Origin of the sequence: Synechococcus sp. WC101, assembly GCF_047461555.1 — a bacterium.
In the GTDB taxonomy this organism is placed as follows: Bacteria; Cyanobacteriota; Cyanobacteriia; order Thermostichales; family Thermostichaceae; genus Thermostichus.
Genome location: NZ_JANSHG010000017.1, coordinates 1 through 23,970 on the forward strand (window position 1 = coordinate 1; position 23,970 = coordinate 23,970).

Annotated in this window: 21 protein-coding genes and 1 tRNA gene; 13 read left to right on the forward strand and 9 right to left on the reverse strand. The window is 59.8% G+C overall.

What is annotated here, in order from left to right:
- The coding region (locus tag NW809_RS02245) for an Asd/ArgC dimerization domain-containing protein (protein WP_414401437.1) at positions 1–318 on the forward strand (318 nt) is incomplete at its 5' end.
- Here the strand turns inward: NW809_RS02245 and NW809_RS02250 are convergent.
- A complete protein-coding gene (locus NW809_RS02250) occupies positions 315–1,181 on the reverse strand; it encodes a hypothetical protein (RefSeq protein WP_414401438.1) in 867 nt (288 codons plus the stop codon). The two genes, NW809_RS02245 and NW809_RS02250, sit on opposite strands and share 4 nt — an antisense overlap.
- Positions 1,182–1,561: 380 nt before the next feature.
- Here NW809_RS02250 and NW809_RS02255 point away from each other — a divergent pair, with 380 nt between their 5' ends.
- Positions 1,562–2,335: a ZIP family metal transporter gene (locus NW809_RS02255; protein WP_414401439.1), complete on the forward strand. Its 774-nt coding sequence runs from the start codon at positions 1,562–1,564 to the stop codon at positions 2,333–2,335.
- A 29-nt stretch (positions 2,336–2,364) separates the two neighbouring features.
- Positions 2,365–3,147, forward strand: coding sequence for an alpha/beta hydrolase (locus tag NW809_RS02260; RefSeq protein WP_414401440.1), 783 nt, complete (start codon positions 2,365–2,367; stop codon positions 3,145–3,147).
- Here NW809_RS02260 and NW809_RS02265 read toward each other — a convergent pair.
- On the reverse strand, positions 3,113–3,892 hold the full coding sequence (locus tag NW809_RS02265; RefSeq protein WP_414401441.1) for a DUF3598 family protein: 780 nt from the start codon (positions 3,890–3,892) through the stop codon (positions 3,113–3,115). The genes NW809_RS02260 and NW809_RS02265 overlap by 35 nt on opposite strands.
- Before the next feature lie 50 nt (positions 3,893–3,942).
- Here NW809_RS02265 and NW809_RS02270 point away from each other — a divergent pair, with 50 nt between their 5' ends.
- Genes NW809_RS02270 through NW809_RS02280 form a run of 3 tightly spaced genes read left to right on the forward strand, consistent with a single transcriptional unit; the run spans position 3,943 to position 4,966 of the window.
- Complete coding sequence (locus NW809_RS02270; protein ID WP_071813522.1) at positions 3,943–4,305, forward strand: hypothetical protein; 363 nt, start codon at positions 3,943–3,945, stop codon at positions 4,303–4,305.
- A 4-nt stretch (positions 4,306–4,309) separates the two neighbouring features.
- Entirely contained in the window at positions 4,310–4,450 is a 141-nt protein-coding gene (locus NW809_RS02275; RefSeq protein ID WP_011430697.1) for a hypothetical protein, read from the forward strand.
- A gap of 12 nt (positions 4,451–4,462) precedes the next feature.
- A complete protein-coding gene (locus NW809_RS02280; RefSeq protein WP_049749765.1) occupies positions 4,463–4,966 on the forward strand; it encodes a cadmium resistance transporter in 504 nt (167 codons plus the stop codon).
- A gap of 284 nt (positions 4,967–5,250) precedes the next feature.
- On the opposite strand, the gene murB is transcribed toward NW809_RS02280, so the two are convergent.
- A complete protein-coding gene (gene murB, locus NW809_RS02285) occupies positions 5,251–6,189 on the reverse strand; it encodes a UDP-N-acetylmuramate dehydrogenase (protein ID WP_099883796.1) in 939 nt (312 codons plus the stop codon).
- The gene (murC, locus tag NW809_RS02290) at positions 6,186–7,718 is read right to left on the reverse strand and encodes a UDP-N-acetylmuramate--L-alanine ligase (RefSeq protein WP_099813067.1); all 1,533 of its coding nucleotides are present in this window, start codon (positions 7,716–7,718) and stop codon (positions 6,186–6,188) included. The genes murB and murC overlap by 4 nt, the downstream gene beginning before the upstream one ends.
- A 264-nt stretch (positions 7,719–7,982) precedes the next feature.
- Here murC and NW809_RS02295 point away from each other — a divergent pair, with 264 nt between their 5' ends.
- The 3 genes from NW809_RS02295 (at position 7,983) to NW809_RS02305 (ending at position 11,238) form a co-directional block, all read left to right on the forward strand.
- Positions 7,983–9,128 carry an ABC exporter membrane fusion protein gene (locus NW809_RS02295; protein WP_414401442.1) on the forward strand — a complete coding sequence of 382 codons (1,146 nt, stop codon included), beginning with the start codon at positions 7,983–7,985 and terminating at the stop codon, positions 9,126–9,128.
- Between the two features lie 9 nt (positions 9,129–9,137).
- A complete protein-coding gene (gene devC / locus NW809_RS02300; protein ID WP_011430701.1) occupies positions 9,138–10,322 on the forward strand; it encodes an ABC transporter permease DevC in 1,185 nt (394 codons plus the stop codon).
- A 178-nt stretch (positions 10,323–10,500) separates the two neighbouring features.
- Positions 10,501–11,238 (forward strand): DevA family ABC transporter ATP-binding protein, encoded by a 738-nt coding sequence (locus NW809_RS02305; protein ID WP_011430702.1) that lies wholly within the window; start codon positions 10,501–10,503, stop codon positions 11,236–11,238.
- On the opposite strand, the gene NW809_RS02310 is transcribed toward NW809_RS02305, so the two are convergent.
- Both NW809_RS02310 and alaS read right to left on the reverse strand, forming a co-directional pair.
- Positions 11,235–12,203, reverse strand: coding sequence for a GDP-L-fucose synthase family protein (locus NW809_RS02310; RefSeq protein WP_041438425.1), 969 nt, complete (start codon positions 12,201–12,203; stop codon positions 11,235–11,237). The two genes, NW809_RS02305 and NW809_RS02310, sit on opposite strands and share 4 nt — an antisense overlap.
- 50 nt (positions 12,204–12,253) lie before the next feature.
- Positions 12,254–14,905, reverse strand: a complete 2,652-nt coding sequence (alaS, locus tag NW809_RS02315; RefSeq protein WP_414401443.1) for an alanine--tRNA ligase — start codon at positions 14,903–14,905, stop codon at positions 12,254–12,256.
- Between the two features lie 286 nt (positions 14,906–15,191).
- Here alaS and NW809_RS02320 point away from each other — a divergent pair, with 286 nt between their 5' ends.
- Entirely contained in the window at positions 15,192–16,865 is a 1,674-nt protein-coding gene (locus NW809_RS02320) for a serine/threonine-protein kinase (protein WP_011430705.1), read from the forward strand.
- Between the two features lie 18 nt (positions 16,866–16,883).
- Here the strand turns inward: NW809_RS02320 and NW809_RS02325 are convergent, their stop codons facing one another.
- Positions 16,884–17,375 (reverse strand): hypothetical protein, encoded by a 492-nt coding sequence (locus NW809_RS02325; RefSeq protein ID WP_011430706.1) that lies wholly within the window; start codon positions 17,373–17,375, stop codon positions 16,884–16,886.
- Positions 17,376–17,424: 49 nt separating this feature from the next.
- Here NW809_RS02325 and NW809_RS02330 point away from each other — a divergent pair.
- Together NW809_RS02330 and NW809_RS02335 are read left to right on the forward strand one after the other, a co-directional pair.
- Positions 17,425–17,498, forward strand: a tRNA-Asp gene (locus tag NW809_RS02330).
- Positions 17,499–17,581: 83 nt separating this feature from the next.
- On the forward strand, positions 17,582–18,643 hold the full coding sequence (locus tag NW809_RS02335; RefSeq protein WP_011430707.1) for a histidinol-phosphate transaminase: 1,062 nt from the start codon (positions 17,582–17,584) through the stop codon (positions 18,641–18,643).
- Between the two features lie 23 nt (positions 18,644–18,666).
- On the opposite strand, the gene NW809_RS02340 is transcribed toward NW809_RS02335, so the two are convergent.
- Positions 18,667–22,791: a hypothetical protein gene (locus NW809_RS02340; protein WP_414401444.1), complete on the reverse strand. Its 4,125-nt coding sequence runs from the start codon at positions 22,789–22,791 to the stop codon at positions 18,667–18,669.
- A gap of 504 nt (positions 22,792–23,295) precedes the next feature.
- Between NW809_RS02340 and NW809_RS02345 the strand changes: the two genes are divergently transcribed.
- Positions 23,296–23,769 carry an Hsp20/alpha crystallin family protein gene (locus NW809_RS02345; RefSeq protein WP_011430710.1) on the forward strand — a complete coding sequence of 158 codons (474 nt, stop codon included), beginning with the start codon at positions 23,296–23,298 and terminating at the stop codon, positions 23,767–23,769.
- A gap of 46 nt (positions 23,770–23,815) precedes the next feature.
- Here NW809_RS02345 and NW809_RS02350 read toward each other — a convergent pair.
- Positions 23,816–23,970 (reverse strand): SAM hydroxide adenosyltransferase (locus NW809_RS02350; RefSeq protein WP_414401445.1); only part of this gene is annotated, 155 nt, incomplete at its 5' end.

The window sequence follows — 23,970 nt, forward strand, 5'->3', positions numbered from 1 at the left end:
ACAGCTACCTGTGTGCGGGTGCCGGTGCTGCGTACCCACGCCGAGGCCCTCAACCTGGAGTTTGAACAGCCCTTCCCTGTGGAAAAAGCCCGGCAAATCCTGGCCCAGGCCCCTGGGGTGGTGCTCATTGAAGATTGGCAGCAGAACCGCTTTCCCATGCCCATCGACGTGGCCGGCAAGGACGCAGTGGCGGTGGGCCGCATCCGCCAGGATATCTCCGAGCCCAAGGCCCTGGAGCTGTGGCTGTGCGGGGATCAGATCCGCAAAGGTGCGGCCCTCAACGCCATTCAAATTGCCGAGCTGCTTTTGAAGGACTAATTCACCACAACCGTCCAGGTTACCGGTCCTGCTGTGGCAGGGGCGGCCTGAGCGTTGGTCAATGTTACTGGGGAGTTGGGGTAGGTGTAGGTGCCGGGTGAGGTCAGAGGTCCCGTTTGGACAGGGATGGTCACTGTGCAGGTTGCGCCGACAGCCACTTGTCCTCCGGTGAATTGAATGGTGTTCCCACTCACCGACGCTGTGAGGGTAGCTCCAGCACCACAGGAAGCAGGTAAGGGAGGAGGTGCACCAGGCCCTACGGTTAAAGGCGGCACTACCGGCAAGGTGTGGTTAAAGGCCAAGCCCGTCAATGGAATGGCTGCGTTGTTCATGATGGTAAACGTCAGAGTTCCATTCCCGGTAACGGGAGCTGGGCCGATTGGGCCAAGCGGGTTGGGGGCAAAGGCCATGGTAAAGGTGGGAGCTGGCACCGTTACCGTTAAGTTGATAGCCGCAGCGGTGGCATTAGGCGCTTGGTTGCTGCTCAGGGTTACCGCGGGGCTGGTCAGGGATCCCGCTGTCGTGGCTGTAACCTGAAGATCCAGGCTGATGGTGCAGCTAGCGTTGGATCCCAGTGAGCCGTTGACCAACGAGATGGAAGTGGCCCCTGGTGGAGCTATCACCGTCCCCCCACAGCCATTGTTCAGGTTATTGGGGGTGGCAACGACCAAGCCGGCAGGCAGGGGATCGGAAAAGGCTAGACCCGTCAGCGGCAGAGCGGCTGTGTTGGTGATCGTGTAGGTCAGAGTTGTTTTGGCAGTAGGGCCGGCAGCTACCGAGGTGGGGCTAAATGCCTTGCTAAAAGTCGGGGCACCCGGCGTGGGTGTCGGAGTCGGCGTAGGCGTTGGAGTCGGTGTAGGCACTATCGTCCCACCGCTTCCGCCGCCACCGCAGCCGGCTAGCCCTAAGCAAACTCCGCCCAGACTTAGAGTTACAAGGGTTGCAATTGCTTTTTTCTTCATTGCTTTTTTCTCACTATCGCTACCTAAACACACTAACAGGTTGTTTTCCGCAGGAGGAGTGGCCGCTCAACTAGAGAAAGCTTAGCCTCGAAACCAGCTTGTTGGGAGTGATGAGAAGCACTGACACCTAGGTTTATACTGCTTGGCAGCTTCAGGATCCCTAGGCTAAGCAGCCAGAGAGTCATTTTCAGCCGTCGAGGAAAAAGAGCTGGTGGAGGGTTTCCCAGGCAGGCAAAAAAAGGGAAAAATTGAAAAGCATTTGGCTTGGTAAGGAGGATCTTGTGCATCCAATCGCGATGGGATCCCTGGCCAGCTTGATCGCCGGGTTGGCAACCGGGTTAGGGGCCTTGCCCGCTCTGTTTCTCCCCTCGCTCTCGGAAAGGGCGCAAGGGATCCTGCTGGGGTTTGGGGGTGGGGTGATGTTGGCCGCCACCTCGTTTTCACTGGTGGTGCCGGGCACCGAGGCGGCGCTGGCGCTGGGATATTCCCAGTTCGGGGCGGCCGTGGTGATGGTGGCGGGCCTGTTGTTGGGGGCGATCTTTCTGGAGAGTGCCCACCAGCTTTTTCCCCACGAGCACTTTTTCAAAGGGGCTGAAGGGGAGAACCGCGCCCACCTAAAGCGGATCTGGCTCTTCATCATTGCCATTGCCCTGCACAACTTCCCGGAAGGCCTGGCGGTGGGGGTGGGATTTGCCACCGGCCAAGTCAGCGATGGGTTGGCGCTGGCCCTGGGGATCGGCCTGCAGAACATGCCGGAAGGGCTGGTGGTGGCCTTGTCGCTGGCCAGCCAGGGGTATTCGCGGCTGTTTGCTTTTGCCATTGCCCTGCTGACCGGGCTGGTAGAGCCCATCGGCGGCATCGTGGGAGCGACGGTGGTCACTTTGGCTCAGCCGCTGCTGCCCTGGGGCATGGCCTTTGCCGCTGGTGCGATGTTGTTTGTGATCTCGGATGAGATCATCCCCGAGTCGCACCGGCAGGGGTTGGAGCGGGAGGGCACCTTTGGCGTTCTCAGTGGGTTTGTGGTGATGCTGCTGCTGGATATTGCCCTGGGTTAAAAAGGGATCCCGTCCTGAGGTGAGGTTTTATGCTGAGCAACGAGCCTTTTCTGTGGCGGGGAAGAGGGGATCATGCCTGCCTGCTGCTGCACGGGTTGGGGGGTGGCGTCTACGAGTTGCAGTGGCTGGCGGAGCGGCTGTTGGCAGCCGGCCTGACGGTGCAGGGGTTTAACTATCCCGGCCACGACCGCCCGGCACCCCGCATGCCCCCTTCCCGCTGGACGGAGTGGTACGGGCGGGTTTTGGAACATTACCTGGCGCTGCAGCAGGAGTACCCGCGCCTTTCGCTGGTGGGGTTTTCCACCGGCTGCCTGTTGGCGCTGCACCTGGCCTTTGCCCACCCTGTCCACAAATTGGTCCTGCTGGCGCCGTTTTTTGCCATTCGCCACCGCTGGTACTATCTCTTTCGCCCGGAGCAGTACCTCAACAGCCTGGGCTGGCTCTTGGAAGAGGTTCCCCGCTTTCGCCTGCCGATTCGGGATGGCGATGTCCGCGCGTTGGCAGAAAGAGTGGCCTATTTGCGCAGCTTCAATCTAACGGCGGTGCGCAGCGCCCTTGAGCTCATCGAGCGGGTCAGGGGGGAAGTAGCCAGCATCCAAGTTCCCACCCTCATCCTGCAGCCGCGCCAAGATACAGTGGTGGATCCTGAACAGGCAGCGTGGCTCTATCAAGAGCTGGGATCCGAGGAGAAGATCTTGTCTTGGCTGGAGCACTCCGACCACATCCTCACTTTGGACTGCGAGCGGGAAACGGTGTTTGCCCAGGTTTGCGCCTTTCTCAACCAGGATCCTTCTGCGCCCGGATCAGCGTAACCCGCTGCCAAGCACCGCGGGCATCGTAGTCCCGGATCAAACGCAAGAGACAATGGCAGTCTTCCGACTGCGGAAACCAGCTCAGGCTCACCGAAAAGCTGCGATCCCGGTGGGCGGTAGGGATGGGCAAGGGATCCGGCCCGCCAATCCACAGCCCTCCCGGCAAGGGATCCCAGTTGCTCAACCACTCTGCCCCCGAGCAGTCCACCTCGGTTTCGGCAAACCGGCCCTCGGCAACCGCAAAGCTCTGGGCGATCCCCCGCCATCTCCCCTGGAGGCAGGCTCTCAGTCGCTCTTTGCTCAGGGGTGAACAGTCTGCAACGGGATCCAAAGGTTGGCCGCGCCGCTCCAGGATCGCGGTTACCTCTACCAGACGACCTTGGGCGTCCCACTGTTGCACCACCCGCGCCTTGCGATCTCCCCAGAGAAAGCCTTGCTCGACGGCAAAGTCGCTAAACGGCGCTAGTTGCAGCCGCCCGTTAGAAAAGGAGCCATCGGGGAAAAAGCGCAGTCCGGGCGAGAAATCTCGGTAAACCCAGCTCTGGCGGCTTGTTGGGTTAGGGGATCCCTCCAGGGGGTAGTAGGCATTGGTTTGGCGGATCGCGCCCAACTCCAAAGCCTCAAAGGTGATGAGGCTGCGCTTTTGGCCCACCAGCTCCCAGCCGTGGGCGGTGGGTCGATACTCGGAAAAGAGCCCGTGCCATTCTCCCAAGTGCAGGGCCAGGCATTCTCTCTGGGTTGTCATGAAGCACTGTGAAGTAACATTAGGGAGACGCAACGCGGAAGACAGAGCCGATGGGGAGGAAGTTCCGAGGTGGCATTTTACTGGTTTTGGGGTTTATGCTCTCGCCCTTTTCCTGGTGGAACGATTTGTTCTTCAACCTACCCATTGCCTATGGATTTGGCTACCTCTGCAGCTTGTGGCAGCCCCAGTGGCTTTTGGGAGGAACCCTTGCCGGGTACTGGCTTTCCAACTTGATTGGCCTTCTCCTGATGCAGTTTGGCGCTACTGATGTGGTTGAGCAAGGGGATAAACCCCGCAACCTAAAGCGCGATCTCGTTATTAGTTTGGCTTCTTCTACTGCCTACACTTTGGCGATCCTCGGGCTGGTGCAGCTTCACCTTGTCGATATCGGCGCCCTCTTCCCCACTTCTTAAGCTCATGCCCCTCCCTCTTTTCTGGACAACGCTGGCGGAAGGGATCCTCGCCTTTATTGCCACCCACATCGACGACTTTTTTGTGCTGGTTGTGTTGTTTGCCCAGGTGCAGATCCAACCTACTTGGAAGGGCTGGCAGGTTTAGCTGGGGGGCTACTTGGGCTTGGCAGGATTGATCTTGATCAGCCTTTTGGGGTACTTGGGGGGCCTGGTGCTGCCGCCATCTGCCATTGGCCTGCTGGGACTGATCCCGCTGGCGGTGGGCGGCTGGAAATTGTGGCGATCTGAAGCGGAAGAAGCCCTGTCGAAAGAGCTGGAAAAACTGCAAGATCGACCACCCGCAAAGACTGGGCTGCTCTTTTTGCCCTCGCCAGCTCTGCTGTCCATGCTCCTCACCTTTGCCAATGGCGGGGATAACATCAGCTTGTACGTTCCTTTGTTTGCCGGCAGCACCCCTCTCCAGTTGGCTCTCTTTTCTATAATTTTCTTTTTGATGAAAGGGCTGTGGTTTGCCATGGCTCAAAGGCTGACGGTGCAACCGGAAGTGGCCAAGATCTTGGCTGAACAGGGAGAGCGCTGGGTACCCTGGATTTTGATGAGATTAGGGGTGTGGATCCTGTTCAAAAACGAAACTTGGCGATGGCTGCTCGGGATCCCGTAGCGGGCGGAGTCCCTTCGAGTTTCAGTCGTTGTGCCGCTCTGAAGCCGGATCCTAGTTCAGATCTTCGTGGCGGTGTTCCCGTTCCCGCCAATCAAATAGCGGCGTTCTTCCGCGCTTGTGGGGGACTGATTGAGTTGTGCAATTAGTTGTGCAATTAAGCGACGTAAAGTAGCCGTGCCCTAACCATAAACTGACGCAAAATAATCAACGAGAATCCATCAAGGACTGGTGAGGACAGTTCAAGATCAGAACCATCCAATCATCAAAAAATGGGGTAGGCCAAATTAACTTATCAAAGGATCGTCAAAAGATCCCAGAATGCGCACTTCTGGCTCTAGGAATATCGACCATCGTTGATAAACCTTTTCTTGGGCCAAGCAAATCAGACGGTAGATGTCGTTGGCGCTGGCCTGACCACAATTGAGGATGAAGTTGGCATGGCGCTCGGAGATCTGGGCCCCGCCAATCCGGTAGCCCTTCAGACCGACCTGCTCAATTAGCCAGCCGGCAGGATAGGTTTCGGGGTTGCGAAAGACGCTGCCACAACTGGGCAGATGATAGGGCTGAGAGCTCAGGCGCTGGTTGAGGTGGCGCTGGGTTTGTCGCTGCACCTGAGCCGGATCCCGGCCTGGGAGTAACTGCAGCGTTGCCCCCGTCACCGTCCAAGGAGAGTCCTGTAGCCGCGAGCGGCGGTAGCCAAATTGCAGATCGACCGGTTCTAAGCGGCAGGGCTCCTGCTCTTCATCCAAAATCTGCACTTCCACCAACACGTCCGACATGGCGCGCCCGTGGGCGCCGGCATTCATCACCACGGCTCCCCCCAGCGTGCCCGGGATCCCGATGGCCCACTCCAAGCCACTCCAGCCCCGCTTGGCGGCTGCCCGCGCCAGGTTAACCAAAGGTTCTCCGGCAGCGGCCCAGATCCTCCCCCCCTCCAACAGTTGCATCCCGCGCAAACGCCGGGTGTGGATCACCAGCCCCGGCAGGCCGGCATCGCTGATGAGCAGGTTGCTGCCCGCCCCCAACAGTGTAACCGGGATCCCTTGCGCCCGCGCCCAGGCCAAACATTGCTGCAGCTCCAGATTGTTGTGCGGCTCGCAATACCACTCCGCCTTGCCGCCCACCCGAAAGCTGGTCAGAGGGGCCAAGGGGATCCCCGCTTGAATCCGTCCAGAGAGTCGGGCAACGCTTGAGGCATTGGGCACGCAGGGAGCTGTAGTCATGATGCCAATACCTCAGAAGCCCCCATCTCCCTGATCCCATCCTCCGCTTGCCCCGGCAATTTCCCTTCAAAGTTTGCCAGAGGCTGCTCCCCCAGCCGAGCCGCATAGGCCCGCATCGTAGCGGCTATCTGTTGATTGAGATCGCCTGCGCCCAAAAAAATTGCCAGATCTCCAGGTTGCAAGATAGACGGCAACACCTGCGGCAATTGCGGCAAAGAAGACACATAACGTACATGGGGATGGTGCTCCGCCACCGACACGGCCAGCCGCAAGCTGTCGGAGCCCTCAGGCGCTGCTTCTCCCGCCCCATAAGTGGGCACGATCACCACCACCTGCGCATCCGCAAAGCAGCAAGCAAAGTCCTGGAACAACTTGGCCAAGCGGCTGTGGCGATGGGGCTGGAACACCGCCACCACCCGCCGCTGCTGCAGCCGTGCCGCCCGCAGCGTAGCCCGAATCTCGCTGGGATGATGGGCATAGTCGTCGATAAAGGTGACCCCACCCACCTCGCCCCTGTGCTCAAAGCGGCGCCGCACTCCCGGAAACTGGGCCAGAGCAGAGGCAATCACGGGGAACTCCAAGCCCAGCTGCCGCCCCACGGCAACCGCGGCCAGAGCATTGCTGAGGTTGTGGGATCCCAGCACCTGCAGGCGGAGCTGGCCGAGGAGGGATCCCCTTTCCCAGATCTCGGCAGAGGTGCAATCGGCAGTGTAGAGGATCTGACGGGCCTGGTACTGGGCTTGGGGATGGCCGGCCAGGCTGTAGCCGATGTCCACCTTGAGGTGGGTGGCCACGTTGGGGCAGTCCAGACAGGCCACCAGGGTTTGGCTCTGCTGCCCATACTGCTGAAAGGCCCGGATCACCTGCTCCAGATTGGCGTAGTGATCCGGGTGGTCTAGCTCAATGTTGGTGATCACGCCAATTTGGGGATAGAGCCGCACCAGGGATCCATCCGACTCGTCCACCTCGGCTACCAGGTATTCCCCCTGGCCTAGACGGGCATTGCCATCCCAGGCGTCCATCTCCCCGCCGATGATCAAGGTGGGATCCCAGCCCGCCGCCAGTAACATGTAGCCAATCATGCTGCTAGTAGTGGTCTTGCCGTGGGTGCCCGCCACCCCAATGCTGGGACGATGGTTAAACAGGGCAGCCAGCAAATCGGCTCGATGCCAAACCTTTAGTCCCTTGTCCAGCGCCGCCGCCAATTCCGGGTTGGTGGGGCGAATGGCGCTGGAGTAGACCACCTGGGGATCCCCGGCCAAACCCTCCAGAGTGTGCCCCTGAATAAAGCGCACCCCCAAGGCTTCCAGGCGACGGGTGCGGCCATTGGCGGCAATATCCGACCCTGAAACCCGAAACCCCTGCTTGGCCAAAATGTAAGCCAGAGCCGACATCCCCACCCCGCCGATCCCGACAAAATGATAAGCCGGAAGTAGCGGGTTCAACGGATCCAAATTTTTCGCAGGCGGAGATGGAGAACGAGCTGGCGCCGGCGCAACGGCATCTTTCCCCCCAACTGTTTCCACCATCGCAACTCCACCTCACTCCTCGCACCACACCTAGAAATCGGCACCTGCAGAAAGGCCCCGGACACGGCAGATCATATCAGGAATCCCTTGGGTTAGGTAGCCGACGAAAGTCGACAACCGAAGACAAGCCGGAGAAAAACGAATACCCGAAAAATAAACACATGAGAAAAACCTGGACATCCTTGCCCCATAAACTTTACATTTATTAAAGAATTGCAACTGTAACGACCGACCTCAACCGCAAAACTCAACGAGTAGGGAACGATGAATCAGCGGCTACTCTGGTCTATTGCGGGAGCTGGATTGCTGGCCGGAACTGGGCTGGCCTGGCTGGGCCTGAGCCAGCAGGCGGCCACCCAATCCGTATCAGAGAATGCAACGGAGGAGACGCGGCTACCTCCCCGCGTTGGCGCCCTGGGTCGCCTGGAGCCGGAAGGAGAGGTGGTGCGGGTGGCCGGCCCTCCGGGAGAGCGACTGGGAGAGCTGCTAGTGGCCGAAGGGGAGCGGGTGAGGGCGGGGCAAGTGTTGGCCCGTCTGGAAAGCTATCGAGAGCGCCTGGCCGAGCGGGAGTATGCTGCTGCCCAACTCCAAGAAGCCCGCGCCCGGCTGGAGGCCGAGACCCGCTTTGGCCAAGCTCAAGTGGAAGAGGCGCGCACCCGCCTCAGCCGCCTAGACGAACCGCAACAGATGCAGATCCGATCCCAGGAAGCGGTGGTGGAGCGCCTTCGGGCGGAGCTGGCCGATGCCGAGGCCAACCTGGCTCGCTTCCAGGCCCTGTGGCAGGAGGGGGCTATCTCCCAGCAGGAGCTAGACCAGAAAGCTCTGCTGGTGCGGCAACGGCAGGAGGACTTGCGGGCTGCCGAGGCCACTCTGGATCAACTGCGCCTGGCCCGCGAGCGGGATCTGCGCAACGCCCAAGCCCAGGTGCAAGCTGCTGAAGCGGGGCTGAGGCGGGCGCAAGCGCAAGTGCAACTGGGATCCCTGGCCCGCAACCTGGAGCTGGCGGAGGCCCGTCTGGAGCGCACCCTCATCCGCGCCCCCCGGGCCGGCCAGGTGCTCAAGATCCGCACGCGGCCTGGGGAAGTTATCGCTGCCGACACAGGGATCCTCGAGCTGGGCAACACCGACCAGATGATGGTGGTGGCGGAGGTCTACGAAACCGACATCCTGCGGGTGCGGCCCGGACAACGGGCCACCATCAGCAACCGCGCGCTGCCAGAAACGCTGCAGGGCCGGGTGGAGCGGGTGGGCCTGCAGATCGGCAAAAAAGACGTGCTCAACACCGACCCCGCCGCCGATGTGGATGCCCGCGTGGTGGAGGTGTACATCCGCCTGGATCCGGAAAGCAACGCCCGCGTGGCCGGCCTGACCAACCTGCAGGTGGATGTGGCCATCGAGGTCGAGGGGTAGGAGGGGGGAATGTCCGGCCTGTTCAGCGTAGCGTTTATCGGGCGGCGCATCCCCTTGGCCTGGCTGCAGTTGACGCGGGAGAAGATCCGCCTGCTGGTGGCCCTGGCGGGCATTGCCTTTGCCTGCATTCTCATGTTCATGCAGTTGGGCTTCCAGGACAGCCTCTTGGAAAGCGCCATCCGCTTCCACGTCGCCCTCAAAGGGGAGATCTTCCTGGTCAGCCCCCAGTCCAACGCCCTCATTGCCATGAACACCTTTTCCCAGCGGCGGCTCTACCAGGCGTTGGGCTTTGAGGGGGTACGGGCCATCTCGCCCGTCTATGTGGGCTTTGCCCTCTGGAAAAACCCCCAGACCCGCCGCACCCGCAGCATCTTTGTGGTGGGGGTGGATCCCTCTGCCGACCTGCTGGAGTTGCCGGAGCTGACCCCCGACAAGTTGGAGGAGATCAAGAAAGCAGACGTGGTGCTCTTCGACCGCCGCTCCCGCAGCGAGTTTGGCCCCATCCCGGAGTGGTTTGAGGCCGGTCGAGAAGTTTTTACTGAAGTAGGCAACCGCCGCGTCCAGGTGGGGGGCCTGTTCAAGATGGGGGCCACCTTTGGCGCCGATGGCACCATCCTCACCAGCGACCTCAACTTCCTGCGCATCTTTCCCCAGCGGGAGCGCGGCCTGGTGGATATCGGCGTAGTGCAGCTGCAGCCGGGAGTGGATCCCCAGCCGTTGGTGCAGCAGATGCGGGCCTTGCTGCCGGAAGATGTGCGGGTGCTGTCGCGGGCAGAGTTTATCGATATGGAGCAAAGCTACTGGGAGGAGGGCACGGCCATCGGCTTTATTTTCGGCCTGGGGGTGGCCATGGGCTTCATCGTCGGCATTGTGATTGTCTATCAGATCCTCTACACCGATGTATCCGATCACCTGGCGGAATATGCCACCCTCAAGGCCATGGGCTACACGGATACTTACCTGTTGGGGGTGGTGTTTCAAGAAGCTATTTTGCTGGCCGGCTTGGGGTATATTCCAGCTTTTGCCCTGGCAGTTTTGCTCTACGATTTGACGGCCAATGCTACGTTGCTGCCGATCGCCATGACCTTCAACCGGGCGGTGTTGGTGCTGCTGCTGGCAGTGAGCATGTGCTTTATCTCGGGGGCCATTGCCGTGCGGCGGCTGCGGGCAGCCGATCCCGCCGACATTTTCTAAGTTTTGGCAAGAATGGAGGAGGCAGATGGATTGTTGAATAGCTTGATCAACTGCCCAAAGACTTCTGGGATCCCTTCAATAGGCTTCTGGATGGTTCAATCGCGGCGGTTCCGATGATGGCCCAAGCGGTTACTGAATTGAATTGTCAACCCAAGTTGTTTGAGATTTTGAGCTCCCTATGCTGCCTTCCCTTCTCGATCAAGCTGCCCTCGCTTCCACCCAACATGCCGTTGAGCCGGTGGTCAAAGCCGAAGGGGTGAACCACTACTTTGGCGAGGGATCCCTGCGCAAGCAAGTGCTTTTTGACATCAACTTCGTTTTGCAGCCGGGGGAGATCGTGTTGTTGACCGGCCCCTCTGGCTCCGGCAAGACCACGCTGCTCACGCTCCTGGGAGCTTTGCGCTCGGTGCAAGAGGGCAGCCTGCGGGTGTTGGGGCAGGAGCTGCGGGGCGCTAAGCCCAACACCCTCATCCAGATCCGCCGCCAGGTGGGGTACATCTTCCAGGCCCACAACCTGCTGCGCTCCCTGACGGCGGCCCAAAATGTGCGCATGGCCCTGGAGCTGCACAACGGCCTTTCTCCTCAACAGGTGCAGCAGCAGGCAGAAGCGATGCTGGCGGCTGTGGGTTTGGGGGATCGCGTCCACTACTACCCGGAGCAGCTTTCGGGAGGGCAGAAGCAGCGGGTAGCCATCGCGCGGGCCCTGGTCAGCCACCCCAAGTTGGTGCTGGCCGACGAGCCGACCGCAGCCCTGGACAGCAAGTCGGGCCGCGAGGTGGTGACCCTGATGGAGAAGTTGGCGCGAGAGCAGGGCTGCACCATCCTCATGGTGACCCACGACAACCGCATCCTCGACATTGCCGACCGGGTGTTGCACATGGAGGATGGCCGCCTGGAGAGCCAGGTTGTTGCCTAGTTTGCCGGGGCGTGGCGGCGGTACCACTCGATGGTGCGCTGCAGCCCCTCCCGCAGGCTCACCTTGGCCACAAAACCTATCCTCTCGCGGGCTTTGGAGACGTCCAAGCAGCGGCGCGGCTGGCCGTTGGGCCTGTCGGTTTGCCAGCGGATCTCGCCCCGAAACTCCATCAGCTCGCAGATGAGGGCGATGAGATCCCGAATGGAGATCTCCTCGCCGGTGCCCAAATTGAGTGGCTCAGGGCTGTTGTAGAGCTGGGTGGCCAGGAGAATTCCCCGAGCCGCATCTTCGGCGTAGAAAAACTCGCGGGTGGGGCTGCCATCTCCCCACACCTCGACGTAGTTCTGGCCCCGCTGCTGGGCTTCATGCACCTTGCGGATCAAGGCCGGGATCACGTGGGAGCTTTCCGGATCGAAGTTGTCCATGGGGCCGTAGAGGTTTACCGGCAGGAGGTAGATGCCGTTGAAGCCGTACTGCTGCCGGTAGGCCTGCAGTTGCACCAGCAGGGCTTTCTTGGCGATGCCGTAGGGGGCGTTGGTCTCCTCCGGGTAGCCGTTCCAGAGATCTTCTTCCTTGAAGGGGACGGGGGTGAACTTGGGATAGGCGCAGATGGTGCCCACGCAGACAAACTTCTCCACCCCCGCCAGGTAGGCGGCGTGGATGAGCTGGGATCCCATGATCAGGTTGTCGTAGAAGAGCTCCGCCGGCTTGGCCTGGTTGAGGCCGATGCCGCCCACATGGGCCGCCAAATGGATGACGACATCTTGTCCCTGCACCACCTCTTGGCAGACCTCCCAGCGGCGCAGGTCGTGGGTGCGGGAGCGTGGGATCCGCACCTGCTCCGGCTTGACCCCCAGGAGTTGCAACTGCTGCAGGACGTGTTTGCCCAAAAAGCCGCTCCCTCCGGTAAGCAAGATGCGCTTTTGGCTGAGATCGATGGCACTGGACAAGCTGTTGGGCGTCATGGCTGGCGCGGAAAATCCCCGGCTTTCATTATGGGGTAAGGCGGCAGCTCCTAACTGCCCAAGCCTGAAGACAGCTCTGCCTGTAGCCGCTCCTGGGCCACCTGCAGGGCTTGGGCCAGTTTCTCTGGCTGTTTGCCGCCGGCCTGGGCCAGGTTGGGCCGCCCACCGCCACCGCCGCCTGTCAGCTTGGCGATCTCGCCGATAAAGGAGCCCGCTTTGAGACCAAGTTTCTGCACCGCCGGGCTAAAAGCCGCAACCAGGCTGACCTTGCCAGCTTCCGGCACCGATCCCAGCACCACTGCCCCTTCTCCCAGTTTGTGGAGCAGATGTTCGGCAGCAGTTTTCAGCGCCTCGGGGGGAGTGGATCCCAGTTCCGTCGCCAAGATCTGCAGATTGCCAACAGCTACAGCCTGGGGCAGGAGCCGCTCTGCCTGCAGCAAGGCCAATTGGCTGCGCGCCTCCTCGAGCGCCCTCTGGGCGGCCTTCAGCTCCGCCTGCAAAGCCGCCACCCGCTCCGGGATCTCCTGGGGCTTGGCCTTGAATTGGGCGCTCAGCTCCCGCACCACCCTGTCGCGCTCGTTCAAGTACTCCAGCACCGCCGGCCCAGCTACCGCCTCGATGCGGCGGATCCCGGCCGCTACGCCACTCTCGGAGATGATCTTGAACAGGCCGATCTCGGCAGTGTTGCTGACGTGGGTGCCGCCACAGAGCTCCATTGACACCCCCGGAAAGTCAACCACCCGTACCTCGGCGCCGTATTTTTCCCCGAACATGGCTATTGCCCCCCTGACCTTGGCCTCTGCCAGGGGCATGATGGAGACTTGCGCAGGATGGGCCTCGGCAATCCAGGTGTTGACCAGATCCTCAACCTGCTGCAGCTCTTCGGAGGTGAGGGGACGCGAGAGGGTAAAGTCGAAACGCAGCCGGTCAAAAGCCACTAGAGATCCCGCCTGGCTAATAGAGGGATCGACAACCTTTTTCAGGGCTGCCTGCAGCAGGTGGGTGGCTGTGTGGTGGGCCTGGGCGCGCCGCCGGCAGGCCAGGTCAATCTGGGCCTGCACCGGATCCCCCACCCGCAGGATCCCCCGTTCTACCCGGCCAAAGTGGACAAACAGATCCCCCCGCTTCTGCACATCCTCCACCCGCACCAACACTCCGTCGCCGGCCAGGTAGCCGCGATCCCCGATTTGGCCCCCGGACTCCGCATAAAAAGGCGTGCGATCCAAAACCACCTGCACCGACTGCCCGGCCTCTACCTGGGGCACCGACTTCCCTTCCACCAGCAGGGCCTCCACCACGCCGCGGGCAGAAGACTGGCTGTAGCCCAAAAACTCCGTCTCGATTAAAAACTCGGCCAGCTCGTCCAGGGATCCCTGGGCCGTGACGTCGAGGGTTTGGTGGGCGGCGCGGGCCCGCTGCCGCTGTTTTTCCATCTCTTGCTCGAAGCCCTGCACATCCACGCTAAAGCCGCGCTCCTGGGCAATTTCCTGGGTCAGCTCCAACGGGAAGCCGTAGGTGTCGAAGAGCTTGAAGGCGTCGGCACCCGAGATCTGCTTGGGCGCGCCACTGGCCGTGACGTTGGCAAACAGATCAAACAGCAGCCGTTCCCCCCGCTCCAGGGTCTTGAGAAACTGCTCCTCTTCCCGCTGCAGCTCGGCCTTGATCACCGCCTCCCGCTCCCGCACCTCCGGATAGGCGGCCTCCGCCAACTGGATGGCCGTCTCCACCACCGGCAGGGTAAAGGGCTCGCCGATCCCCAAGAGGCGCCCGTGGCGCACCATCCGCCGGATCAGCCGCCGCAGCACATAGCCCCGGTCCACGTTGGAGGGGATCACCCCATCGGCAATGAGATGCATCACCGCCCGCGCGTGATCCCCAATTACCTTGAGGGAGACTTTCTGCTCGGGGCTGGCCTGGAAGTAGTCCACCCGGGCAATCTCGGCCGCCTTCTGCACAATAGGGAAGATCAAATCGGTCTCATAGTTGTTGGGGACTCCCTGCAGCACCTGAGCCAGCCGCTCCAGTCCCAGGCCGGTGTCGATGTTTTGCCTGGCCAAGGGAGTGAGGCGGCCCTCGCTGTCCCGGTTCAGCTCCATGAACACCAGGTTGTAGATCTCCAAAAAGCGAGAGTCGTCCCCTAGGTCGATCTGCTCATCCCCCAGCTCCGGCTTGAAGTCGTAGTAGATCTCCGAGCAAGGGCCACAGGGGCCGGTGGGGCCGGCAGCCCAGAAGTTGTCCTCCTCCCCCATGCGCCGGATGCGGTGGGGTGGGATCCCGATCGCATCGCGCCAGAGGGCAAAGGCCTCCTCATCTTCTCGAAAGACGCTCACCACCAGGCGCTCCGGCGGCAGGCCAAACACCTCTGTCACCAGCTCCCAGGCCCAGGTGATGGCTTCTTTTTTGAAGTAGTCGCCAAAGCTGAAGTTGCCCAGCATCTCAAAAAACGTGTGGTGGCGGGCCGTCCGTCCCACGTTCTCGATGTCGTTGGTGCGCACGCATTTCTGGGCAGTCGTGACCCGTGGGTACTGTGGATCCTGATGGCCGAGGAAAATCGGCTTGAAGGGCAGCATGCCGGCGATGGTCAGCAGCACTGTCGGATCCTCCGGCACCAAGGAGGCGCTGGGCAATACCTGATGGCCCCGCTGGGCGTAGAAATCCAGAAAAGCCTGCCGGATGGCGGCACCGGAGAAGGATGGAGACATGGCCAAGGCAAAGGGTAACTGTATTGATCAATTCTAGGTTTTTTGGCTCTGGGGCAGTTGAACTCCCGCTCTCGGATGGGGCCAGTGTCGCTCCCCAAAGCGACACAATCTAAGCGATTTCTCTGATTGAGCCCAAGTGGGCAAACGCTAGGATCAGCCTGTTCGAGGCGGATGCGCAAGATTTTTCTCTCCTTGGTCTAGGCTAGATGTATCTCTGGCAACTTGCTTGCCCGCCCATCGGCCCCGTCTCGGTTACCTAGACGTCAGCCGGTAGCGCCTGAATGATATGCCCAACTGCTACTGCCTCAATCCGGACTGTCTGCGGCCGGAAAATCCCCCGGCTGCCTCCACCTGTGCCTTCTGCGGGCAGCCGCTGCTGCTGCGCAATCGCTATCGCGCCTTCAAGCGTCTGGGGCAGGGGGGATTTGGCGCCACCTTCTTGGCCCGCGATGAGGACATGCCCTCCAAGCCCTGGCGGGTGATCAAGCAGTTGCGCCCGGCTGAAAATTCGCCCCAACTGGCCAGGCTGGCGGAGGAACTGTTTAACCGCGAGGCCGAGGTGTTGGAGCGCCTGGGGGAGCACTCGCAAATCCCCAAGCTCTACGCCCACTTCCAAGAAGGCGGCAAATTCTACTTGGTGCAGGAGTTTATTGAGGGGATCACGCTTGCCCAGGAGATGCGGCGCAACGGGCCTTTTTCCGAAGAACAGGCTCGGCAGGTGATGCAGGAGGTGCTGCTCATCCTCAGCTATGTCCACAGCCACAACACCGTCCACCGCGACATCAAGCCGGCCAACCTGATTCGCCGCAAAGAAGATGGCCGCCTGGTGCTAATCGACTTTGGGGCGGTGAAGCAGCTTGGGCCAGGCCACACGTTGTCGGAGGAGGGAACGGCCATTCGCTCCCTGGGCTTTTCTCCGCCGGAGCAGATGGCCGGCCAGGCGGTAGGCCCCGCCAGCGATCTCTACGCGCTGGCCGCCACCTGCCTCAACTTGATGACCCTGGAGTCGCCGGCCAAGTTTTACGACCACAACACGGGCCAATGGGATTGGTCGGATCGCCTGCAGCTCAGCCCCGAGTTCGACGCCATTTTGCGCCGCATGCTGCACCCGGTTATCAGCCAGCGCTTTGCCACGGCTACCGAGGCGTTGCGGGCTCTGCAAGGGATCCCGGTGCAGGAGGGCCCGCCTTCCTCGCCGGTCATCTTGCCCCCTTCTCCCTTGACTGCCGGCTCCAGCCCGTTGCTGATCTCCGACCATTGGACCAGACGCCGTTCAACCTCTCCCCCCCCTGCCCGAACAGATGGGTTCTCGCCTACGCCGCTCCCTCGGCCCGGCGCGGGAGACATGCTGCCCCTGGGATCGGTTCCCACCGGCTGGGGGAGCACCACCGGTTTTACCCAACTGGGCCAAGCCAGCCGCATCACCGGCGGCGGGCAGATCAAGCCAGCCACCCCGCCGCGCATCCCGTCTTTGGCGGGGGCGGATCTGCGGGGCAAGTCTTTTGCCAACCAGAACTTAGCCGGTTACGACTTGCGCTGCGCCGACCTGCGGGGGGCCGATTTTTCGGGGGCCAACCTGCAGGGAGCCGATCTGCGCGGGATCCGCTTCAACACACCGCAACCCCGCTGGCTGCGCTTTTTGAGCCGGCTCCTCGGCTCGGCCAAAACCTTAGGCGAGATCCTAGCAGGCCTGGGAGGGCTCTTGGGAGCCGGGAGCCTGGCGTTTTTGCTCGTCCATCTCGCCACGCGCAATGTGGTTTATGCCTTGGGGGCGGCTGGGATGGCTTTGGTGGTAGCCGGGTCGGTGCTCTGGTCTGCAGGCGGCAGAACTTCCCTGCCACGCCAAGCCGAAGAAAAGGGCAAGCGCTTCACCAGCTTTTACAAAGCGGATCTGCGAGGGGCACAGATGGATAGGAAGCTGCGGGAGTTCGCCCGCCGCCAGGGTGCCATCTTGAGCTAGAGCAGATCCGTTCCCGCCTTAGGCTATGGGAGGAAGGCCTCTGCGGAGGGCCTGGCTCACCTGCTCCGCCAGAGGTCGGCAGGCCACGGCTTTCCCTTGCCGCCGATCCCCTGCCTGGTCGTAAAAGACGATGCCTTCGGCGCGGGAAAGGCCCAGGGCCAAAAACAGCAGCTCCAAAACCCCAAAGGAGGTGGCCTCTAAGTCCGGCGCTTGCTGCCGAAGTTCCGCCAGCGTGGCTTGGGCATCTTCCAGGTGGCCAAAGGCCGGGATCCACAGATGGCCGGGGGGCTCGGGTTCTGGGGGGGAGTCCGCCCCGGCGGAGCTTTCCACCACCCGCACCGTCAGCCAGCCACCATCGGGGTAGCGCAAGGTGGTGTACTGCAGGTGATCCAGGTGTTGGGCCACCTGGGTGAGCACCTCCGCCACCTGCTGCATCGCCGCTGTCGGGATCCCGTTCTGCGGGGCCTCCTCTACCAGCGTTGCTGCCTGGGCCGCCAGACTAGATACCATGATTGACAACCATCCTCATCTAAGTTCAGAATAGGTATTCGCAGCTCCTGGGGCTGTAGTTCAATTGGTTAGAGCACCGCCCTGTCACGGCGGAAGTTGCGGGTTCGAGCCCCGTCAGCCCCGTACCTGTTAGGAACACTGTAGCCTACATCGGCAAGCGGGTCAGCCCTGCTATTATAGGTACCTTGCTCCGTTAGGGTAGGGAGATGTGTGCCTTGCGGTATCTGCGCCCGGATTTGCTTCACCTCAAGCCCTATGATGCCGTGCCGCCCCAAGCTGCCGACAAGTTGGATGCAAACGAGTTTCCCTGGGATTGGCCGGTGGGCTTCAAGCAGAAACTCTCCCTCCTCTGGGAAAAAGGGATCCCGAGCAACCGCTACCCCGATGCTCATCACCAGGGCCTCAAGCAGGCCATCGCCGCCTATGCCGGGGCAGATCCGGCCCAGATTAGCCTGGGCAACGGTTCCGACGAGCTAATCCGCTCCCTGCTCATCGCCACCTGTGTGGGCGAGCGGGGCAGCGTTTTGGTTGCAGAGCCCACCTTTTCCATGTACGCCATCCTAGCCCAGAGCCTGGGGATCCCGGTGGTGCGGGTGCCCCGCCATCCCGAGACGTTTGCTCTGGATCTGGGGCGGTGTCAACAGGCCGTAGCGGAGCAGCGGGTGCGGGTGGTGTGCTTGGTAGATCCCAATTCGCCCACCGGCAATGGCCTGAGCACCGCTGAGTGGGAGTGGGTTGAAGGGTTGCCCGCCGAGATTTTGGTGATCCTCGATGAGGCCTATTTTGAGTTCAGCCAGCACACGGCCCTGCCCAAGCTGGCGGAGCACCCCAACTGGGTTATCTTGCGCACCTTCTCCAAAGCCTTTCGCCTGGCAGCTCACCGGGTGGGCTATGCCATCGGCCATCCGCAGCTTATCCAGGTGCTGGACTCCATCCGCCTGCCCTACAATCTCTCGGCCATCTCCCAGTGGGCCGTTCAGATCGCCCTGGAACATGCCGAGGAGTTTTTGGCCGACCTACCCCTCATCCGTCAGGAACGAGATGCCCTCTACCAAGCCCTGCAGGAACTGCCGGGGGTGCGGGTGTGGCCCAGCCAGGCCAATTTTCTCTACTTCCGGGTGGCAGGATGGGATCCCCAGGATCTGCAGCGGGCCTGGCAAGAGCTGGGAACTTGTGTGCGCTGTACCGGCGGCGGGCTGCGCCTAACGGTGGGCACCCCTGAAGAAAACCAACGCGCCCTGGAGCGGCTGCGGCAGATCTTGCGGTAGTTGGCTCTACTTCCAACTCCTTCTCAACCTGGGCCGAGCAATCGCTGAATCAGGCTATGAACTTGCTGGAGCTGCCTCTCGTTGAGCCGCTTCAGTTCCTTGCGGATTGCCACTTGCAGTCTCTGAGCTTCAGTTTGCTCCCGCTGCAGCAGCCAACTTTGAACAGGGCTGGGGTGCTCCACGAAGTCATGTGGCCAGGGATCCCATTCCTCCAGCTCGGGCTCTGCCTGGGGCAGTTGCTCACGCCAGCGCTCTTGAGCGCGGCTAAACTCCTCCGCCAAAAGATCGGTCGGTCGTCCCTCCGCCTGCAGAGAATCTCTGTACTTCTTGTGAACCAAAAGCCAGCGCTGCCGAATCTGAGAGCGTTGCCATCTTGGGATTCTACCGATTCTGTTTTCAGCAAAGCGCTCATAAAACCTGAGCGCATCTCGGTAGCAGCCCAGTCGCTCGTAGGCTAGGCCCACCTCCAGCGGCTGCAGCCACCAAGCGTGCTCCCCGCGCACACTGCTTACCACTTCCTGCAGAAAATCCCGCAGTCCAGGGAGCTTCCACCTCAGCTCATCCCAGTTGGTTTCCATGTCTCGAGCCATGCTGGCCACCAACTCGTAGTCATGTCCGCGCTGCCACGCCTGTGGGTGGGCCTGAACCACTTCCCAAAGCCTGCACCACTCGCGGCGCCGGATCAGGATTCGCAGCAGCAGCGGCCACTCTTTCAAGCGCTCCAGGCTGAGAATGACGTCGTTGATGTACTCCTCCCACTCGCCCGCGAGGGGACGTCCCGCCTCCTGCCATTTGCTCACCACTGCTGCGTCCTGCCGGTCTTTGGATAGCCACCTCACCTGGCCAGGCGGCTTCTCCAATTGGATCTTGGCTCGGTAGTAGCGGGAATGCTCCGTTTGGCCACCTTGATCCCAAATGGCAACTGCCTCCTCAAGTTTTTGTTGCTGGAAATAACAGATGCCGAGAATCTTGTGATATTGCCCTGCGAACGGCTGCCGCTGGCCAAGAAAGGCCAAACGCTCCCTCAAAGCCTCAAGAGTCTCTTGCCAAAAAAGTTCACGATCCTCCGGCTTAGGACAAAAAGTCCCTAGGTTATCGAAAACTTCCTCCAGCTCCGCCAAAAACTTCTCCACACAAACCTTCCAAGTCAGATCCGAATGCTTCGGGCTGACCTCAACGCTCAACCAATCTCGCACTCGAACTATCTGTCGAAAGCGCTCCATGGACTTGGCAGAGCTGCTTTGGGTTACCACCATCAAATCCACCAGAGGACCGTAGTTAGGGATCTCGGAGCACCTGGCAAAGTGAGTAGAACGATGCTGCTGCAACTCTGACCAAGCTTTTGCCTTCCAAAAGCACTCCCAGGCTTCTCGGATGAGATTTCTATTGGGTAGGGCGGATCTTTCCAAGCTTAAAAACTGACGGCCTGCAGAAACGTAATCCCTCTGCAGCTTGAGGATCCAAGCTTGGCATTCCTGTTCTAATTTCTGGTTGCCTGCCTGCCGAGCAAAGGCGCGCGCATCTTCCAAGAGCTCAGGATTTCCCTCCTCTACCCCTTGCCTAAGAAACCCAAGAGCCAAGTCCAGCACATCCTGTAAGTTTTTATCCGTCCAGTATTGGATGCCAGTGCCTTGAGCGAAGCCGGCCAGTACAGGCGGATACGTTTGCCATTGGGATCGATCGGGCTGCAAATGAGAGTGATTGAGCCAAAAGTCAATCTCCAAGGCAGGATCCCAGAATTCCCGCCAGCCGGCTGCAGTATCCACAACAGCTAAGGCTTCGATGGGGCGGGTAATACCAACGTATAGCTGGTTGAGAAAATAATGTAGTTGCAGGGATACCTTCTCTGCAGCTTCTTGAGCGTAGTAGTTAAGCCTTCGGCTAAAGTTTTGTCGATAGCAGTCGCCAAACTTGTAGAGAATGATCTTTTTGAACTCCATGCCCTTGACAGCGGTAACAGTCTGCAGCAGCGCCGGCTTGAGATTTTGCTCCAGCTCTTCGGCAAAAACCCTCTGGAGGTCGGGATCTTGGCGCACGTAGTCCAGCTCCTCTCCTATAGAACAAGGCAGGATGCAAACTGTACCCGTGCTGTTCCTGAGCATACTCCTCAGCTCATGTTGAGTTAAGTTCTTGTCTTGGCCATCCAGTACAAACTTTTGAGCTGGCCTCCCCGGTTCCTGAAAACGCCAAGGCTGCTGTGGGCAAATCCCCCGATCATTGCTAAGAACTCGCCGCCACAAGTTGATAAGGTTGCTAAAACGAGTAATCTGAGGGCTACAGCGGTAATTATTTTTTAACTCCCGGGGACTTGGAATCTCGAGAGAATGGCCGGGCAACAAGTAAGCATGGATATGCTCGTAGAGATACCTCCTCAGGGCACCCCAACGAAATCCTGTAGGATTGATAGTTTGCAGAGGATCCCCAGCAAAAGCATAAGGTAAACGCTCGATAGCCCAATCCAACTTATATTTTCCCCAGGGGGACAAGCAGAAAACAATATTCAGTTCAAGCTGGGTAAAGTCTTGAACCTCATCACAGAAAATGACTGGGTGAATTGATCTAAGAAAACCATTCTGTAACACATCCCTAGCCAAATCTTGATCGTCCCAGTAGCTTCCGTAGGTAGTTCGTTCTTGATAACCCGGCCAAACTTGCTCGTATATTCGATCAAAGACTTCTACATTTACAGTGCGGTCGGCTTGAGGCAATTCCCGATAGCAATCTGGATCCAAGTAGTCGCTTACTCCATAGCCCTTGATCAGAGTACGAATCGTATGCCAAGCTAATTCTACATCACTGCGGCCGCGGTACCAGCTCCGGAATCGATAAAAATTGACATATCGCTCCGGTTGATAGCGTTCTTGTCTCTCTGGTGGAAGGCAGCTTAACAGGTAGTCCTGGAAGGTGCTAAAGAAAGCTTGACATCGCTCAATTTCCCCTTCTGAGAAGTCACTGCCTCTCTCTCGGTAACGATGGTTGACCCGCAAAATTGTACTTACCTTGCTGCGGGCTTGCTGTACTAGACTCGGGCTATAGGTTAAAAAGAGAGGACGGTACTGAAAGCTTCCTTTGCTTGAATCCTTCAGGTAATGGCTGCAGTAATCAGCAAAACGGTAATACAACATCAGAGATTTGCCGCTCCCAGCTCGCCCGTTGATTAGTAGAGGCATAGAGGTGCTTTGGAGAATTTCTTCTTCCTCCATCGACAAAGCTAAGTTCCCCTCTGTAGTCTCCTGGATTTCCAGCCAGACGTTTTCATCTGCAACCATGTAGTCGGGGTAGGCGCGGCGGGCATATCGCTTCCAAATCTCTAAAGATTGTGGGTGTTGGAGAATATCCGGCTGATCGGCCCCCCTCCCAAATAGGCAAGTTCGGCGCCCCAGGTCAAACCGCTCTCTCTGCTCCGGAGCGTGGTCGTAAACTCCAATTAAAAATGGAGATAAGACTTTTTCCTGCTCACATACCTGCACCAGGCTGATAGCCAGATGTATCGAGCCTTCCCGCCAGCACCTAACCTCAGTTTCTGGATAAAACAGTGGTAGTTTCCAGTAGAGATTCCCTTTCTCATCGCCAATGAATTGCTCTACCGCCCGATACACTTGGCGCCGCTGTTCTAGAGAAAGGGCTTGCACTTGCCGAACCCATTCCCCGCTTTCCAACACAAGCCGCTCCTGGCGGTTGGGAGTATTTAAAAACTGTGTCCAATCGTACAGTTCGTTGGGCAGAGGGAGGAGCTGGTTTTGCCGCGCTTCTTCTTGTTCATTTTCCGCTTGCCTTTGTGCCAGCCATGCCTGTAGCTGATCGTCAGACACCCAGTTCCTCACCCGCTCTTGATAGCTGGGATCCTGCCGCCGCTCCAGGAACTCTCGGTACTCGTGGCTGCCTCTCCCCCAAAGGCCAAACAAGACCAAAACCGGCACCTCTCCCAGATAGCGCAGATCAGCCACCAAGCGAACGTTGCGCCGGAGGTTGCGTTTCCAGTAGGGGTAGCGAACGTCGAACAACCGGCTTAAAAGGGTGCGATCCCCCTGCTCCAGCCGTTCTATCAGCTCCTCAAGGTTGTATGGCGCTCCTGCCTCCAAAACTTCTTCTGGGCAATACACGTACATGGGATCCCACTGCTCAAGCTGTCCTGGTTTGAAGGCCATCTTAGAGGCGGCCTGCCTTGTCTGTCAGGTCTCTCTCAAAACTTGCTACCAAACTGAGAGACTAACCAAACAACTTCAATTGAAGCTAGAGTTAGACTTTTAAGCTTTGATAAACTGTGCTGAACTGTTAGAGAATCCAGGCTGTTACCGCGCGGCCCTAACGCCCATGCCTCTGTCAAGCTGTCTGGCGGCAGCATTCTCAGCAGAAGCCGATCGAACCGGCAGAGAAAAGGTTGCGACAGGGATCCCGCTGGCTCTAGATGAGGTTGTCCAAAGTGAACTTTGGAGAAAGGTGATGGGATCCTCCCCTAGCTGGATCGGTTTGCCCTCCCTGCTGGCAACAGCGGTCTTGGATCATTGAAGCAGAACGGGGTTTGGATCCCATCTCGTCTCAATACAGCTTTTTCCGACGTGGGGGGAGTTCTGTAGAACGGTGGGATCCGGTTGTTACCCCTGTTGACCCGTTTTTCAAGAATTGTCCACCCTACTACCCAAGGAGCGGCTATGCAATTGGTTTACTTCACCCCCATCCTCGATGTGCGCGTGCAGCAAAGCACCCTTGACTTCCCGAGGCAGCAGAGCTCTGGAGAGCACCCTCGCACTTTCTTCCCCACGCCATTACAGGTTTGGGAGAGCGGCGAAGCCTACATCGTCCAGTTGTGGGCGCCGGGGGCCAATCGGGAACGCTTCCACATCGAGGCCACAGCCCAGCAGCTCTCCATCAGCGGTGAGATCCAGCTTCAAGGCCCTGAAGGTGCTGAATTACGCTACCAAGAGGTGGAGCCTCAGCCTTTTCAACGCACCCTCAAGCTAGCCAAAAGCATTCAGCCGGAAAAAGTCTCGGCCATCTACCGGGATGGCATTCTCACCCTCACCCTGCCCAAGGCCGATGCCGTGCGGGCGGTCAAAGTTCAGATAGGAACCTCAACTTCCGCAGCTGAGCCGGAAACTTTAACGGTGGAAAGCCAGCCTGCCTAGTCTCCCTTCTCCCCAAGCGAGAGGGGGCAGGGGGGAGGGAGTTCGGCTAGCTATCCCACTGCACGCGCACCTCGTCCCCTACTTTGAAATCCAAGGTGCGGCTGGCGTTGCCCCGGTTTTGCGCGATCTCCACCCAGCCGGAGCTGCCCACCAGGGCAAGCAGCTCGCCCTCGCTTCCCTCGGCAAAGGTGGCGGCGGAGC